18 protein-coding genes are annotated in these 13,811 nt (G+C 72.3%); 9 read left to right on the forward strand and 9 right to left on the reverse strand.

All coding sequences use genetic code 11. The features are described 5' to 3' along the window. The 3 genes from MCHT01_RS27085 to MCHT01_RS24245 form a co-directional block, all read right to left on the reverse strand. Nucleotides 1-369 (reverse strand): acyl-CoA carboxylase biotin carboxyl carrier protein subunit (locus MCHT01_RS27085; protein WP_148661700.1); only part of this gene is annotated, 369 nt, incomplete at its 3' end. A gap of 85 nt (nucleotides 370-454) precedes the next feature. Continuing rightward, on the reverse strand, nucleotides 455-1,252 hold the full coding sequence (locus tag MCHT01_RS24240; RefSeq protein WP_067069981.1) for a DUF72 domain-containing protein: 798 nt from the start codon (nucleotides 1,250-1,252) through the stop codon (nucleotides 455-457). Next, nucleotides 1,249-1,956 carry an ArsR/SmtB family transcription factor gene (locus tag MCHT01_RS24245; RefSeq protein WP_067069984.1) on the reverse strand — a complete coding sequence of 236 codons (708 nt, stop codon included), beginning with the start codon at nucleotides 1,954-1,956 and terminating at the stop codon, nucleotides 1,249-1,251. Before MCHT01_RS24245 ends, MCHT01_RS24240 begins: the two co-directional genes overlap by 4 nt. A 138-nt stretch (nucleotides 1,957-2,094) precedes the next feature. Here MCHT01_RS24245 and MCHT01_RS24250 point away from each other — a divergent pair, with 138 nt between their 5' ends. The 4 genes from MCHT01_RS24250 to MCHT01_RS24265 all read left to right on the forward strand — a co-directional run bounded on the left by MCHT01_RS24250 (nucleotide 2,095) and on the right by MCHT01_RS24265 (nucleotide 5,539). Next, the gene (locus MCHT01_RS24250; RefSeq protein WP_218017943.1) at nucleotides 2,095-3,180 is read left to right on the forward strand and encodes a hypothetical protein; all 1,086 of its coding nucleotides are present in this window, start codon (nucleotides 2,095-2,097) and stop codon (nucleotides 3,178-3,180) included. Continuing rightward, nucleotides 3,177-3,524 (forward strand): antibiotic biosynthesis monooxygenase family protein, encoded by a 348-nt coding sequence (locus tag MCHT01_RS24255; protein WP_067069991.1) that lies wholly within the window; start codon nucleotides 3,177-3,179, stop codon nucleotides 3,522-3,524. The genes MCHT01_RS24250 and MCHT01_RS24255 overlap by 4 nt, the downstream gene beginning before the upstream one ends. 295 nt (nucleotides 3,525-3,819) lie before the next feature. Then, entirely contained in the window at nucleotides 3,820-5,010 is a 1,191-nt protein-coding gene (locus MCHT01_RS24260; RefSeq protein ID WP_067069994.1) for an acyltransferase family protein, read from the forward strand. A gap of 103 nt (nucleotides 5,011-5,113) precedes the next feature. Beyond that, nucleotides 5,114-5,539 carry a CreA family protein gene (locus tag MCHT01_RS24265; protein ID WP_067070047.1) on the forward strand — a complete coding sequence of 142 codons (426 nt, stop codon included), beginning with the start codon at nucleotides 5,114-5,116 and terminating at the stop codon, nucleotides 5,537-5,539. A gap of 31 nt (nucleotides 5,540-5,570) precedes the next feature. On the opposite strand, the gene MCHT01_RS24270 is transcribed toward MCHT01_RS24265, so the two are convergent. From MCHT01_RS24270 to MCHT01_RS24285, 4 genes are all read right to left on the reverse strand, one after another. Then, nucleotides 5,571-5,903, reverse strand: a complete 333-nt coding sequence (locus MCHT01_RS24270; protein WP_148661701.1) for a hypothetical protein — start codon at nucleotides 5,901-5,903, stop codon at nucleotides 5,571-5,573. 111 nt (nucleotides 5,904-6,014) lie between these two features. Beyond that, entirely contained in the window at nucleotides 6,015-6,320 is a 306-nt protein-coding gene (locus tag MCHT01_RS24275) for a YMGG-like glycine zipper-containing protein (protein ID WP_067070001.1), read from the reverse strand. Between the two features lie 187 nt (nucleotides 6,321-6,507). Next, entirely contained in the window at nucleotides 6,508-6,726 is a 219-nt protein-coding gene (locus MCHT01_RS24280) for a hypothetical protein (protein ID WP_067070004.1), read from the reverse strand. Nucleotides 6,727-6,852: 126 nt separating this feature from the next. Further along, the gene (locus tag MCHT01_RS24285; RefSeq protein ID WP_067070007.1) at nucleotides 6,853-7,257 is read right to left on the reverse strand and encodes a rhodanese-like domain-containing protein; all 405 of its coding nucleotides are present in this window, start codon (nucleotides 7,255-7,257) and stop codon (nucleotides 6,853-6,855) included. Nucleotides 7,258-7,368: 111 nt separating this feature from the next. Between MCHT01_RS24285 and ftrA the strand changes: the two genes are divergently transcribed. Continuing rightward, nucleotides 7,369-8,355 (forward strand): transcriptional regulator FtrA, encoded by a 987-nt coding sequence (gene ftrA / locus MCHT01_RS24290; protein ID WP_067070010.1) that lies wholly within the window; start codon nucleotides 7,369-7,371, stop codon nucleotides 8,353-8,355. A gap of 87 nt (nucleotides 8,356-8,442) precedes the next feature. Here ftrA and MCHT01_RS24295 read toward each other — a convergent pair whose 3' ends face one another. After that, nucleotides 8,443-9,525 (reverse strand): lactonase family protein, encoded by a 1,083-nt coding sequence (locus tag MCHT01_RS24295; protein WP_067070012.1) that lies wholly within the window; start codon nucleotides 9,523-9,525, stop codon nucleotides 8,443-8,445. A gap of 160 nt (nucleotides 9,526-9,685) precedes the next feature. Between MCHT01_RS24295 and MCHT01_RS24300 the strand changes: the two genes are divergently transcribed. Together MCHT01_RS24300 and MCHT01_RS24305 are read left to right on the forward strand one after the other, a co-directional pair. After that, the gene (locus tag MCHT01_RS24300; protein ID WP_067070014.1) at nucleotides 9,686-10,870 is read left to right on the forward strand and encodes a GGDEF domain-containing protein; all 1,185 of its coding nucleotides are present in this window, start codon (nucleotides 9,686-9,688) and stop codon (nucleotides 10,868-10,870) included. A 211-nt stretch (nucleotides 10,871-11,081) separates the two neighbouring features. Then, nucleotides 11,082-11,714 (forward strand): GNAT family N-acetyltransferase, encoded by a 633-nt coding sequence (locus MCHT01_RS24305; RefSeq protein WP_067070017.1) that lies wholly within the window; start codon nucleotides 11,082-11,084, stop codon nucleotides 11,712-11,714. Nucleotides 11,715-11,831: 117 nt separating this feature from the next. On the opposite strand, the gene MCHT01_RS24310 is transcribed toward MCHT01_RS24305, so the two are convergent. After that, a complete protein-coding gene (locus tag MCHT01_RS24310; protein WP_169806202.1) occupies nucleotides 11,832-12,620 on the reverse strand; it encodes a TetR/AcrR family transcriptional regulator in 789 nt (262 codons plus the stop codon). A 64-nt stretch (nucleotides 12,621-12,684) separates the two neighbouring features. Between MCHT01_RS24310 and MCHT01_RS24315 the strand changes: the two genes are divergently transcribed. Both MCHT01_RS24315 and MCHT01_RS24320 read left to right on the forward strand, forming a co-directional pair. Beyond that, a complete protein-coding gene (locus MCHT01_RS24315) occupies nucleotides 12,685-13,248 on the forward strand; it encodes a GNAT family N-acetyltransferase (RefSeq protein ID WP_084453318.1) in 564 nt (187 codons plus the stop codon). After that, a complete protein-coding gene (locus MCHT01_RS24320) occupies nucleotides 13,239-13,748 on the forward strand; it encodes a GNAT family N-acetyltransferase (protein WP_067070023.1) in 510 nt (169 codons plus the stop codon). The genes MCHT01_RS24315 and MCHT01_RS24320 overlap by 10 nt, the downstream gene beginning before the upstream one ends. Nucleotides 13,749-13,811: the final 63 nt, after the last annotated feature.

Genomic DNA, 13,811 nt, shown 5'->3' on the forward strand with positions numbered 1-13,811 from the left:
GCGGGTGCTCGTGCTCGTGCTCGTGCTCGTGCTCGTGCTCGTGCTCGTGCTCGTGCTCGTGGTCGTGGTCGTGGTCGTGGTCGTGGTCGCGGGATCGGGCGCGGCATCGGTCGAGGGCGCGTCGACCGACGGACGCATCGCTCCCATCGACGTCACCGGCGTCCACGCCATCAGCGCGTCGCCTTCCTGGACGAGTTCGCCCTCGCCGACGAAGCACTCGGCCACGCGGCCGTCGGCGGGAGCCGACAGCTCGTGCTCCATCTTCATCGCCTCGAGCCGCACGACGGGCTGCCCGCGCCGGACGAGGTCGCCCGGCGCGACGAGCCAATGCTGCACGGTGGCGGAAAGCGGAGCGACGAGTGACGGCATGCGGGATCTCCCAGGATGCCGGCGACTCTAGGAGAGACGCGCGCGCCGCGCTGCCGCGCAGATGACAGCGGCCCGGAGCGGCGGCTCAGCTCAGGCGGTCGATCAGCGCCATCGCCGCGGCGGGCGCGCGCTCCTTGGCGCCGCTGATGAAGAACACGAACACGTCGCGGCCGCGCCGCTCCGGCGCGCGTTGCGGCTCGATCAGGGGCAGCCGGTCCGGCTGGCCGCCCGACTGCCAGCGCGTCGCGCAGGCGGCCAGGCCGTCGAGCTCCTCGTCGGTCACGCCGGTCGCCAGCTCGGACCTCGTGCGCATCACCCGCGTGTAGACGAAGTCGGCGGTGAGGTCGGGCAGCGCCGGGTAGTCGTCGGACTCGGTGAAGACGACGCCCGCGCCGTGATCGCGCGCCATCGCCAGGAAGGCCGGATCGCGGAAGCTCTGGTGCCGCACGTCGAGCGCATGGCGCAGCGTCACGCCGTCGCTGCTCGCGGGGAGCAGCTTCAGGAAGGCGCCGAAGTCGGCCGCGTCGAAACGCTTGGTCGGCGCGAACTGCCAGACGATGGGTCCCAGCTTGGGTCCCAGCTCCGCCACGCCGCTGCCGATGAAGCGCTGCACCGACTCGCCGGCCTCGGCCAGCACGCGCCGGTTGGTCGCGAAGCGGTTGGCCTTGAGCGAGAACTTGAAGCCGTCCGGCGCCGTGTCCCGCCATTTGGCGAAGGTCTTCGGCGTCATCGTGCTGTAGTAGGTCCCGTTGACCTCGATGGCGGTCAGCTTGCTGCTGGCGTACTCCAGCTCGCGCGAAGCGGGCAGGTCCCTGGGATAGAAGGTCTCGCGCCAGGGCTCGAAGTTCCAGCCGCCGATGCCCACGCGGATCGCTGTGCTCATGTCGTCGTGTCCTCCAGCAGTCGTTCCAGTCGGGTGAGTCCGCGCCGCGTCACTCGCAGCGCGCGGCTGTCGGGATCCGGGTCCAGCCAGCCCTGCGCCAGCATCGCCTGCAGCCAGGCGGCGCCGAGCGCGCCTCCCAGGTGCGGGCGACGCTCGCTCCAGTCCATGCAGGCGCAGGCGAGCTTGCGGCGACGCGCGCCGGTGGCCGCGTCCACGTCCACGCCCAGCCCGCGCAGCGCGTCCAGGCCCTCGTCGGTCACGTGATAGCCGCGCGGCTCCGTCGCGTCCAGCCCGATCCATGCGCGGCCCAGCGCGAGGTCGTGCAGCCGCACGCCCCAATGGCCGGCGAGATGGTCGTAGCAGCGCCGCGCCTGGCGCAGCGCGGGCGGCGTGCTGGGCTCGAAGCGCGGACGCGGCTGACCGGCGAGGACCAGCATCGCCTCCAGCGCCTGTCCGACCTCCGCGCCGGCGAGCCGGTAGTAGCGGTGCTTGCCCTGCGCCATGCAGCCGACCAGCCCCTGCGCGAGCAGCTTGGCCAGATGCGCGCTGGCGGTCGACGCGGCGACCTCCCCGACGGCGGCGAGCTCGGTGGCCGTGCGGGCGTGGCCGTCCATCAGGCAGCAGAGCATGCGGGCGCGGACCGGCTCGGCCATGCTGGCGGCGACATGGGCCAGCGCCTCGTCGGCGGTGGGGACGGCAATCATGTTTCGATGCTAAGCGAAGCGTTCCCGGCGGACCACCGCGAAGATCCCCGTATCGAGGACCGTCCCGTCCCCGCCTTCCGCTTCAGACGGCCCCGCCGTCCGAGCCGCCAACGCACCGCGCCACAAGCGCCCACCGCCATGAGTTCCTGCCCCTTCCCTGGACCCGCGATCGATCCGGATCGTCCAGATCACTCGGCTCATTCGGATGATTCGGCTCGTTCGGCTCGTTCGGCTCGTTCGGATGCGTCGACTCATCCGCTCCCAGCCGACCCGGCGGAGCGTGCCGCGGTCGCCGGGCGCCCATCGTCCCTGCCGCCGCTGCTCGACCCCGACCTGCGCATGCGGCCGCTCGGCGAGCCGCTGCCGCCGCCCCTGCGCGCGCATGGCGGGCCGCTCGCCGACCTCTTCGCCCGCTGGCTACGGCAGCGCGACGACGCCGCGCACGCGCCGGAGAAGGCCGCGCTGACACGCGCGCTGCAGGCGCTGTCCGAGGACGAGATCCGCAGCCACGCGCGGCGCCAGGCCGCGATCGCGATGCGCGGTGGCTGGTCGCACTGGTCCTGGGCCGTGCCTGCCGCGACCGTGGCCAGCCTGCTCGGCTTGCCGATGACGGACCTCGACGCACAACGGCGCTTGCACGGGCGGCTGCGCGCGATGGCGGCCGGCCTGGCCGCGACGGCGGACCAAGCCGCCGTGAAGACCGCCGGCGAAGCGGCGACGGCCTTGCTCGACGCACTCGATGAGGCGGAGCAACGCGCGCCCGACGCGCCGCTGCAATGGACCTTGCTGCGCCACGCGGCGCCCTCGCGCTGGAGCGACCGCGCGACCTTCGCCGCCAACCGGCTCGCGCTGATCTGGCAGAGCCACGAAGCGGGCGCCGCGCTGCTCGGCCACGCGCTGTTGCGGATGCGGGAGACGCGGCGCGCGCTCGCTCGCGACGAGCTGCTCACCATCGCCCGCGAGGGCGGCGCGGTGCGCAACACGCGTCGGGTCGATCCGAACGGCGACGTGGTGCTGGTGCCGCTCGCGGGTACCGACCACCCCTTCGGAGACGGCGCGCATCGCTGCCCGGGGCAAGGCCTGACCCTCGGCACGCTGGTCGCGGCGCTGACGTGGCTGTCGGAGCAAGCCGATCTCCGCCTCCCCGCCCCCGGTGCGCCGCTCACGCTCGCCAACATGGACATCCCGCAGTTTCCGGATCAGAACCAGGAGCCCTCGCCATGATCGCCGTCATCTTCGAAGTCATTCCCAGCGCCGACGGGCGCGACCGCTATCTGGAACTCGCCGCGGCACTGAAGCCGCTGCTGGAGCGGATCGACGGCTTCCTCAGCATCGAGCGCTTCCAGAGCCTGACCGATCCGACCAAGCTGCTCTCGCTCTCCTTCTGGCGGGACGAGGAGGCCGTGCTCGCGTGGCGCCGACTGGAGGCGCATCGGGAGGCCCAGTCGGAAGGTCGCGCGGGCGTCTTCGCCGACTACCGGCTGCGGGTCGCGTCGGTGATGCGCGACTACGGCCTGACCGCGCGCGACGAGGCGCCCGCCGACAGCCGCGAGCGGCATCGCGCCTGATCCCGGGCATCGCGGCGGACGCGAATCACGAATCACGAATCACGAATCACGAATCACGGACTGCGGTCTGCGGACTGCGGACTGCGGACCGCGGATCTCGGGGATCGGAGGTGGCGGGTGGCAGGTGGCAGGTGGCAGGTGGCAGGCGACGGCCCGCGTAACGCGCGTAACGCGACCGCCCGCGGCGGCTCGTCGCGACCGGCGCGATTTCGTCGCACGATGCGCGGCGTCGTCCCGGCTCGCGCCGAGAATCGCCGCCGCTCACCACAACACGGCCTCGAGGCCGGACGCCCGCATGACCTCCCCCGCCCTGCCCGCTCCGGGCTCCCCGCGCCTGCACGGCCTGGACGCGCTGCGCGCGGCCGCCATCCTGCTGGTCTTCGCCTATCACTACCAGGTCTTCGTCAGCGGCCGCCCCACCTTCGGCTGGCTCAGCGACATCGGCTGGGCGGGCGTGGACCTGTTCTTCGTCCTCAGCGGCTACCTGATCGCCAACCAGCTGATGGGCGGCATGCGGCGCGGCGAGCAGCTGTCGCTGCCGCGCTTCTACGGCCGGCGCCTGCTGCGCACGCTGCCCAACTTCTACGTGGTGCTGGCGCTGTACTGGCTCTTCCCGCAGGTGATGGGCGGCCGCGAGCCGCCGCCGCTGTGGCGCTTCCTGACCTTCACGCAGAACATCGCGCTGGTGCCCGGCACGGCGTTCTCGCACGCCTGGTCGTTGTGCATCGAGGAGCAGTTCTATCTGATGCTCCCCGCGGTGCTGCTGCTGGGCGCGTCGCTGAGGCAGCACCGCCGGGCGCTGGCCTGGTCGCTGATCGGCGTGCTGACGCTGGCGGCGGTCGTGTGGCGCGACCACCTCTGGCGGCTGTACGGCACGCTGGATCCGAGCGCCGGCTACTACCCCCACCTGTACTACGGCAGCCTCGCGCGGCTGGACGAGTTCCTGCCCGGTGTCGCGGTCGCGCTGCTCAAGCACGGACACCCGCGCGCGTGGGCGGCCCTGATGGACCGCCCCCGGCGGTTGCTCGCCCTCGGCGCGACGGCCGTGCTGGGCATGCTGACGGCGATGCTGCACGGCTACTACATCGATGGCTACGGCTATGGTCACGCGATGAGCGCCTGGGGCTACAGCGCGCTCGCGTGGAGCTTCGCCCTGCTGGTGCTGGCCGCGCAGGCGCCGCGCGGCGTGCTGGCACGCGTCGAGATCCCCGGCGCCGAGCCGCTGGCGCGCTGGTCCTATGCGCTGTACCTGACGCACAAGCCCATCGCCTACGCGCTGGCCAAGGTCCTGGTGGGCTGGGGATTCGTCCGCGCGTCCGGCTGGACCGCGGCGGCGATCGCGCCGGCCTGCCTGCTCGGCGGCTGGTTGCTGTACCGGGTGGTGGAGCGCCCCTTCCTGGACCTGCGCGATCGCTGGATCCCGTCGCAATTCACCGGGGCGGCGCGTGCTACAACGGCGGGCCAAAGGAGCCCCCAGCATGCATGAGTCCCGCCTGTCCGACGCTCGCGATCAGCGTCCGTCCCGAGTCCGCCGCGTCGCCGGCCTGTCGCTGGGCGCCGCGCTGCTGGCCCTGGTCACCACCGCCTGCATGGGCGCGAGCGCCGACGAGATCGGCGACGTGAGCACGGTGTTCAAGTTCTTCGGCCCGAACCACAAGATCGTGGTCGACGCCTACGACGACCCGGGTGTGCAGGGGGTGACCTGCTACGTGTCGCGCGCCAAGACCGGCGGCATCAAGGGCGGGCTGGGTCTGGCGGAGGACAAGTCGGAGGCGTCCATCGCCTGCCGCGCGGTCGGCCCGATCAGCTTCCCCAAGCCCCTGCCCAAGCAGGAAGAGGTGTTCTCGGAACGCTCGTCGCTCGTCTTCAAGCGGCTGCGCGTGGTGCGCATGGTCGACGCCAAGCGCAACACGCTGGTCTACCTGACCTACTCGGACCGCGTCATCGAGGGCTCGCCGCAGAACAGCGTCACGGCGGTCCCGGTGGATCGCGGCACGGTGATTCCGGTGAAGTGAGGCGGCGCGCCGGGGGAGCCCGCCCGGACGCTCACACCCAGCCCAGGCCCGACAGGATGGACACGATGCCCATCACCGTCATCACGGCGAAGTAGAAGAACGCCATCTTCGGCGTGCCCGGGACCGACCAGTTCACGCAGAACCAGCGCAGGCCGCGAAGGAAGAAGGTCTTGTGGCTGAGGAAGTAGCTCCCCAGGAACATCAGCCCCCAGGCGATCAGGTAGGCCCCCATCACCAGCGGCTTCTCCGACGCGGGCGCGCGGAACGCCAGCAGCGTCAGCGCCGCGAGGATCGCGATCAGGGAATAGCCAAGGATCTCGCCGCGTTCTTGCGGCAGGTCGGAGTCGGGACGGGGGGCGGTCATCGGCGCGAGGAACAATGAGAGACGCCCGGATTGTGCCGGGCGTTTCTCATGGGAAAGCTAGGGCGGGCCGATGGCCGGCGCACCGCGGGCGCGCCAACCCGGACCTCGGGCTCACCGCACCGGGTGCTGACGGCCGTCGTTGTCCACCCAGTAGCGGCCGCCTCGGCCGTCGGAATAGACCTGCCGCTCCTTGCCGTCCACGACCAGGCGGCCGATCAGCGCGCCGGCGACGGCGCCCACGGCGGCCCCGGTCAGCACATCGCCGCCGGTCACGGCGCCGATGACGGCACCGCCGGCCGCGCCGAGCGCGGCATTGCGGGCGTCCTCATGGCGTTGATGCCGGTCGGATGCGCAGCCCACGGCCATGGCGGCCGCGACGGCGACCACCGCGGTTGTCTTGAGATTGAACGTGCTCATGTCGGCCTCTTCGATGTTGGATCGATCGGCGTCGCACGGGCTTCCGACGGCAAGAGCACTCCAGCCACCGGAAGCGATGGCGACGAACGCGCGATAGATTGCGTACCGTGGATACGGGCAAATGGCGTGCCCTGCGGCTCCGGATTCCGATGGACGAAGAGAACAGCGCCAGCCTGCGGCGCGCCCGTCAATCCGCGCCGCAGCCCGCCGCGTCGAGCGCCGGCGGGCGCAACAGGTCGGCATCGACCCCCATCTGCTCGCTGGCGCGTTCCACGGCCTGCCAGAGCTCGGCCGGCATGCTTAGGATCTGGTCCGGCGTGCGGGAGCGGGCGATCCAGGCCTCGATCTGTTCGTGTTGAGCGACCGTGATCAGGTCCAGGTTCAACATTTCGTCGATGGTCTTCACTGCGCGTCTCCCTGTGGCGACGATCCCGGACAGCGGAACCGTGGCGTGCAGCCTAACAGCCTCCGGCGTCGAGGCGATCCGCCTGGTGGCGGATGAAAGGGGGATACCGTGACGAAGGGGCGGCGTTCAGGCCGACGAGCCGGTCGCGACCTCAAAGCCCTCGTCGATCCACCCCGTCAGCCCGCCGATCATCAGCTTGACCGGCCGGCCCAGCCGGGCCAGGCGCACCGCGCCGCGATGCGCGCCGTTGCAGTGCGGGCCCGCGCAGTAGACGACGAACAGCGTGTCCATCGGGTACGCGGCCATCTTGCCCTCGGTGATCTTGCCGTGCGGCAGGCTCAGGGCGCCCGGCACGTGGCCGCGCTCGTGGAGCTCGTGGCTGCGCACGTCCAGCAGGACGAAGTCGACCACGCCGCGGGCGAACGCGTCGTGCACGTCCCAGCAGTCGGTCTCGAAGGCGAAGGCCTCCTCGAAGTGGGCGAGCGCCTGCGCGCTCGGCGCGGCGGGGATGGTGGAGACCTGCGAAGACATCGGCGCTTCCTTTCCGGGGCGGGCCCGTGCGGTGGATCGATGGCGACAGTGTCCCGCTGGCACCTGGGACGCGCGAGTGGCATGAATGACGCCGATCGGTAAGATCGCGCCATGCCGCGCGCCAAGCCCTCCCCACGTCCCGACGACGCGAAACCGCCGCTGGTGGCGATCCTCGCCTACGACCGGCTGTGCATGTTCGAGTTCGGCTGCGCGGTGGAGCTCTTCGCGCTCGAGCGGCCCGAACTCGACGTCGCCTGGTATCGGCACGCGATCTGCGCCGCCGAGCCCGGTCCGCTGCGCGGCACCGGCGGCGTGCGCATCGAGGCGCCGCATTCGCTGGCCACGCTGCGGCGCGCCGACATCATCGTCATCCCCGGCTGGCGCGACGCCGCCGAGCGCCCGCCCGAGCCGCTGCTGCGGGCCCTGCGCGCCGCCCATGCCCGCGGCGCGCGGCTGTGCACCATCTGCTCGGGCGTGTTCGTGCTCGCGCATGCGGGGCTGCTCGAGGGGCATCGCGCGACGACGCATTGGCGCTACGCGGAGCGCCTCGCGCGCGAGTTCCCGGCCATCGCGGTCGATCCCTCGGCGCTGTATGTCGACGAGGGCCAGGTCATCACCTCGGCGGGATCGGCCGCCGGGCTGGACATGCTGATGCATCTGGTGCGGCGCGATCACGGCCCGCGCGTCGCCAACGCGGTGGCGCAGCGGCTGGTGATGTCGCCGCATCGCGAGGGCGGGCAGGCGCAGTTCGTCCCCAGGCCCATGCCGACCGAATCCGCCAGCCCCATCGCCGTGCTGCAGGACTGGCTCCGTGCCCATCCGCGCGAGGACCACACCGTCGCGTCCATGGCCGACCGCGTCGCGATGAGCGCGCGCACGCTGCAGCGGCGCTTCAAGGACGCCACCGGCCTGGCGCCGCTCGAATGGCTCACGCGCGAGCGCGTCGCCATCGCCAAGGAGTTGCTGGAGACGCGCGAGGCGCTGGACATGGAGTCGGTCGCGGAGCTCGCGGGCTTCGGATCGCCCGAGTCGATGCGGCGCCACTTCCGGCTGCTGGGACTGCCGGCGCCGTCGCGCTATCGGCGGCAGTTCGGTTGAACGCCGGCGCGCGGGATCACCGCGGCCACGGGGATCGGCGCGGGTGCCTGGCGGGGAGCGTCGGCATCGGGTTGAAGCGAGAGGGGCTCAGCGGAAGACCACGCAGGCCGCGCCGGGCATCGCGATGAACTGATGTCCGAAGCGCGGGACGCCTTCGTCGCCGAGCTCGAACACGCAGATCTGGTGGCTGCGCTGGAGGCAGACCCACAGCTGGCTGCCGTCCGGACTGAAGGTGGCGCTGCGCGGATAGCTGCCCTGCGCCCAGACCTCGCCGGCCCAGGTCGGCCGGCAGCGCGCGTCGACGAAGAACACGGCGATGGCGTCGTGCAGCCGGTTCAGCGCGTAGAGGCGTCGTCCGTCCGGCGCCATCAGCAGGTCGGAGGCGTAGCTCAGGCCTTCGAAGCTGGCGGGCAGGCTGGAGAGCCGGTCACGCGACGTCACGCGCCCCTGCGCGTCCAGGCCCAGCCAGTCGAGCGCATTGGCGCCCTCGTTGAGCAGGTAGAGCTGGTCGTCGTCGTAGGGATCGAAGACGAAGTGGCGCGGGCCGCTGCCCGGCGGCAACGGATGGGGCTCGAGCTCGACCGGCGTGCCGTCTTCGGTGCCGGGCCCGTCCAGGCGCCACACGCGCAGCAGGTCCTGGCCGAGGTCGGTCGCCACCATCAGGGGGCGTCGCGGGTGGCGACGCACCATGTGCGTGTGCGAGGTCGCGCCGTCCCGCGGTGACAGCACCAGGTCCGGTGCGCCGAGGGCGCCTTCCTGGTCCACTGGCACGCGGCACAGGCGGCCGTCGCCGTAGTGCGCGATCCAGGCGTGGTCGCCACGCCAATCCAGATGCACCGGCAGCTGGCCGCCACTGGCGCGGCGCGCGACCAGCGTCAGTCCGCCATCGAGCGGATGCACGTCGAAGCTGGCGAGCTCGTGGCTGTCCTCCAGCAAGGCATGGAGCCGACGGCCGTCCGGCGTCAGGTGCAGCCAGGTGGGACTGCCCGGCAGCTCGGCGGCGAGCGTCGCCGTCACGCGACCTTCGGCATCGCGACGCAGGGCATGGATGCCGCCGCACTGCGGCGCGTAGCCGCCGGCATAGGCGAAGGGCGCATGGGCGGCGGAGGCGCCCGTGCCGTCCGGCGTCGGGAAGAGCAGCGCCTGCAGCATGGAGGTGGCAAGGGACATGGGCGCCCACTCTAAGCGCTCCCGCCGTCCCCCCAATGGGTGGCAGAGGCGGAATGCCCCGGGACGAGGGCCTCGCAAGCACCGACCCCGACGGCCGCGTCCGCGGCCACAATCGCTCGTCCCGACCGCTCACGCCCGTCCTCGCGACGGGCCCAGCCCCATGCGCTTCGACGTACCGACGCTGTTCAGCCTCATGTTGATCCTGTCCCTGGCGCTGGCGCTGCTGTTGCCGCTGCTGCTGGGCTGGGGCGACAGCCAGGGCGCGCGCCGGGCCCAGCTCTGCGCCGCGGCGCAGGCGGCCGGCTGGGCCTTGCTGCTGCTCCCCCCCGAGGGCATGCGGCTGACGTCGACGGTGGCGCTGGGGCTGCTCAGCGGCAGCGTCTCGCTGCTGTGGCTGGCCGCGGACCAGTGGGTGCCCGGGCGCTTCGGGCGCTGGATCCACCTGGGCATGCCGGTGCTGGTGATGGTCGGCTACGGCGTGGGCTGGGACAACTACGGCCTGCGCCTGGCCTGGTCCAACGGCTGCATCGGCCTGCAGATGCTGGCGCTGTGCGCGAGCCTGCTGCAGCCGGTGAAGCGCGGCCCGTCCGGCAACCTCCGCTGGCGGCTGCTGCTGGTGGTCAGCATGGGCCTGCTGGCGCTGCTCAACCTGGCGCGCGCCTACCTGGCCGGTTTCGACACGGCCCACCTGCCCCGCTTCGACGCCCCGCACCCGCTCAACATGGGCTTCGCGGTGATGGCCAACATCTGCGTGCTGACGGCCGCGATCGCCGTGCTGGTCGCCTGGCGGGGCGAGACCGAGGCGGAACTGCGCCGCCTCACCCAGCTCGACGCCGCCACCGGCCTGGCCAACCGGCGCGCCTTCCAGCAGCGCTCGGTGGACATGATCTCGATGGCTCGCCGCTACGCCGAGCCGCTGATGCTGCTGGTGATGGACCTGGACGGCGCCAAGGCGATCAACGCCACCCATGGCGAGCTCAAGGGCGACCAGGCCATCACGCTCTTCGGCCGCTGCCTGGACGAGCAGAAGCGGCTGGGCGACGTCGTCGCCCGCATCGACGGCCAGCGCTTCGCGGTGCTGATGGCGCGGTCCGACCTGGTGGGTCCGCCGGCGCTGGACCGGCGCCTGCGCGACGCGCTGCTGGAGCTGGCGCCGCGCGAGCTCGGTTTCACGCTGGGCTACTCCGCCGGCTGGGCCAAGCTGCGCAACGGCGACCGCAACATCGAGGACCTGCTGCACCGCGCCGAGGCGGCGCTGTACGCCGCGAAGCGCCAGGGCAAGGGCCGGCTGTGCGCCGAGCCAGGTCTGGAGGCGGAACTCAGCGTCGCCGCGACCACCGTCTGAGCCCGCCCCCTCCCCGCGGCCGTGACAGGCGTCACGCGCGCGAGGCCCGTCGCCCGAGCTTGAGCGGCAATCGCACAGACATCGGGGGGCGCCAGGCCCGGAAGGGTCGGCTGGCACGCCGCTTGCGTCAGGGTTTTCCAGGTCCCGTCCGTCGCGATGCACCCCATCCGCCGACCGAGACCCGTCGTATCGAGACCTGGAGTCACCGCTCATGCATGTCGCCCTCAGCCCCACGGCCATCCACGCCCGCGCCCCGCGCGCCCTGACCTCGCTCGCCAGCGACGCCGCCGCTTCGCCATCGCTGCAGCGCGCGCCGATCGAGATCGTCAAGCTCACCTCGCGCGACCTGCAGTGGCTGCCGGCCCTGACCAGCCTGTTGATCGACAACGTCCATCAAGGCGCGACGCTGGGCTTCCTGGCGCCGCTGTCGCGCTACCAGGCGCTGGACTACTGGCACGGCGTGTTCGCCCGCCTGGGCCAGCACCATGCGCTGTGGATCGCCTGCGAATCCGAAGGCCCGGGCCGCCTGCTGGGCGCGATCCAGCTGTCGCTGTGCCCGCTGGCCAACGCGCACCACCGTGGGGAAGTGCAACGGCTGATGGTGCACAGCCAGGAACGCAGCCGCGGGGTGGCCGGTCAGCTGATGGCGCGCGTGGAAACCGCGGCGGCGACGCAGGGCCGCTTCCTGCTCCAGCTCGAGACCTGCGCCGATTCGCAGGCCGAGGCCGTGTTCGCGCATCTGGGCTGGCAGCGCGCCGGCGCCATCCCCGACCACTGCCACGACGCCGAGGGCCAGTTGCGCGCCGCCGCGCTGTACTGGAAGCGGCTGCCGCACCTGGTCTGATTCCTGGTCTGATTCCTGGTCTGAGCCGGGGCCGATCCGGCGCAGATTCGGCGCAGACGCGCCCTCCCGATCCGACGTCCATTCCAGGCGACGTGACGCCGTCGACCGCACGTCCGATCAGACCGCCAATCCCTCCAGCAGCGCCGTGAGGCGCTGCGCGCGCGACGCGCCGCCCAACGCGGCCAGCCCGCCCAGTTCCAGCATGACCAGCCCGTGCAGGCCCGCCCACAAGGCGGCGGCCCGGGCCTTGGGCAATCCCGCGGGCGCGATGAGCGCGTCCAGGCCCGCGACCACCGCTTCCCGCAGCGCCGCGGGCGTGTCCAGCATCAGCAGCCGGTAGTCGTGCGGGTGCTGCAGGCCCCACTGCACGAAGGCGCGCGCCACGGCGGCCGGCTGACCGCCCTCCTCCGCGCCGTCGGCGGCGCCCGCCAGGCGCGTCATCAGCGTGGCCAGGCTGTCCTCGGCCAGCCGTGCCAGGAGCTCGCCCTTGTCGTGGAAGAAGCTGTAGAGCGTCGCGTGCGAGTAGCCCACCGCCGCGCCCACCTCGCGCAGCGTCAGCGCCTCCGCGCCCCGCGCGGCGAAGAGCTCGCGCGCCGCGGCCAGGATGCCGGCCTCCAGCGCCTGCTTGTGCGCCGCGCGACGCTGCTGTGACGCGGTGCCCGGCGCCCCCGGCACGTCCGGGCCGCCGACGCCCTCGCTGCCCGCCGCCTCGAGCGCCTTGCGCTGCGCCTGTCGCTTGAGCGGGCCGTCCGGCCGGGCCACCTTCTGCCGCACGCGCGGCTGCGGCTTCGCGGCGGGGCGGTCCTCGCCGCCGCCGTCCGGGCCGTCCTGCACCACGCCCGCGGCGCGGTGCATGCCCTTGGGGCCGCTGGGCCGCGGATCCACCGAGGGGGCTCGCGTCGACACGCCGCTTGTCGATTTTCTAACCATTGGTTAGCATTTGATCGTTGGTTGAAGAATGGACTGAACGATGCCACAGATTCCCGCACCTGACCATGACGACGGGTGTTCCGACGTGCCGCTGCTGGAGGCCGTCTCCATCGACCATCCGGATGCGGTCGTTCTGATGCATCAGCTCGACCAACGGTTGTCGTCGCTCAGCGGCGATTCCGGCGCGAGCAGCTTCGACCCCGCGTCGATGCCGGCGGGCCGCTCGCGCTTCCTCGTCGCCCGGGGCGCGGACGGCGCCTTGCTGGGTTGCGGCGCGGTGCGGCCGCTGGCGCAGGCCGGCGGAGCGCCGGTGGCCGAGCTCAAGCGCATGTACGCCCGCGAGGGCACGCGCGGCGTCGGCGCCGCGCTGCTCGCGGCGCTGGAACGCGAGGCCGTCGCGATGGGCTATCGCGCGCTCTGGCTGGAGACCCGCCGCGTCAATGCGCGCGCGCTGGGCTTCTACCGGCGGCACGGCTACTCGGAGATTCCCAACTACGGCGGCTACGCCGACCGCGACGACGCGATCTGTCTCGGCAAGACGCTGCGACCGGGCATCGTCGCGCCCACTCCGCTGCCCGACACCCAGGAAACCACATGGATCTGATCGAACTCCGCGGCACCGACCGCGACTGGATGCCCGCGCTGGGCGAGCTCTTCTTCGACGTCATCGATGGCGGCGGCTCGCTCGGCTTCCTCGAGGACGTCGACGAGCCGCAGATGCGGGAATACTGGGACGAGGTCTTCGACGCGCTCGGTCCACGGCAACGCCTGTGGATCGCGCGCGAGGGCGCGACCGTGCTCGGCACGGTGCAGCTGTCGATCTGCGGCAAGCCCAATGGCCGGCATCGGGCCGAGGTGCAGAAGCTGATGGTGCATCGCGACGCGCGTCGGCGCGGCATCGCGGTGCAGCTGATGACCACCTTGGAACAGGCCGCGCGCGAGGCGGGCCTCACGCTGCTGGTGCTGGACACCGAGGCGCAGTCCGATGCCGAGGCCCTCTATCCATCGCTGGGCTTCCAGCGCACCGGGGAGATCCCCTTCTTCGCCACCAGCCCGCAAGGCGAGCTGCGCGCGACGGCGCTGTACTGGAAGCGGCTGGATTGAGCGGGCGCGGGCGCGAGCCCGCGGCGCCGGGGCAGGTCGCCCTGCCCTCGCAGGGTGTCAGGG

It is taken from the genome of Mitsuaria chitosanitabida ATCC BAA-476 = NBRC 102408, assembly GCF_001598255.1.
Lineage (GTDB): Bacteria > Pseudomonadota > Gammaproteobacteria > Burkholderiales > Burkholderiaceae_C > Roseateles > Roseateles chitosanitabidus.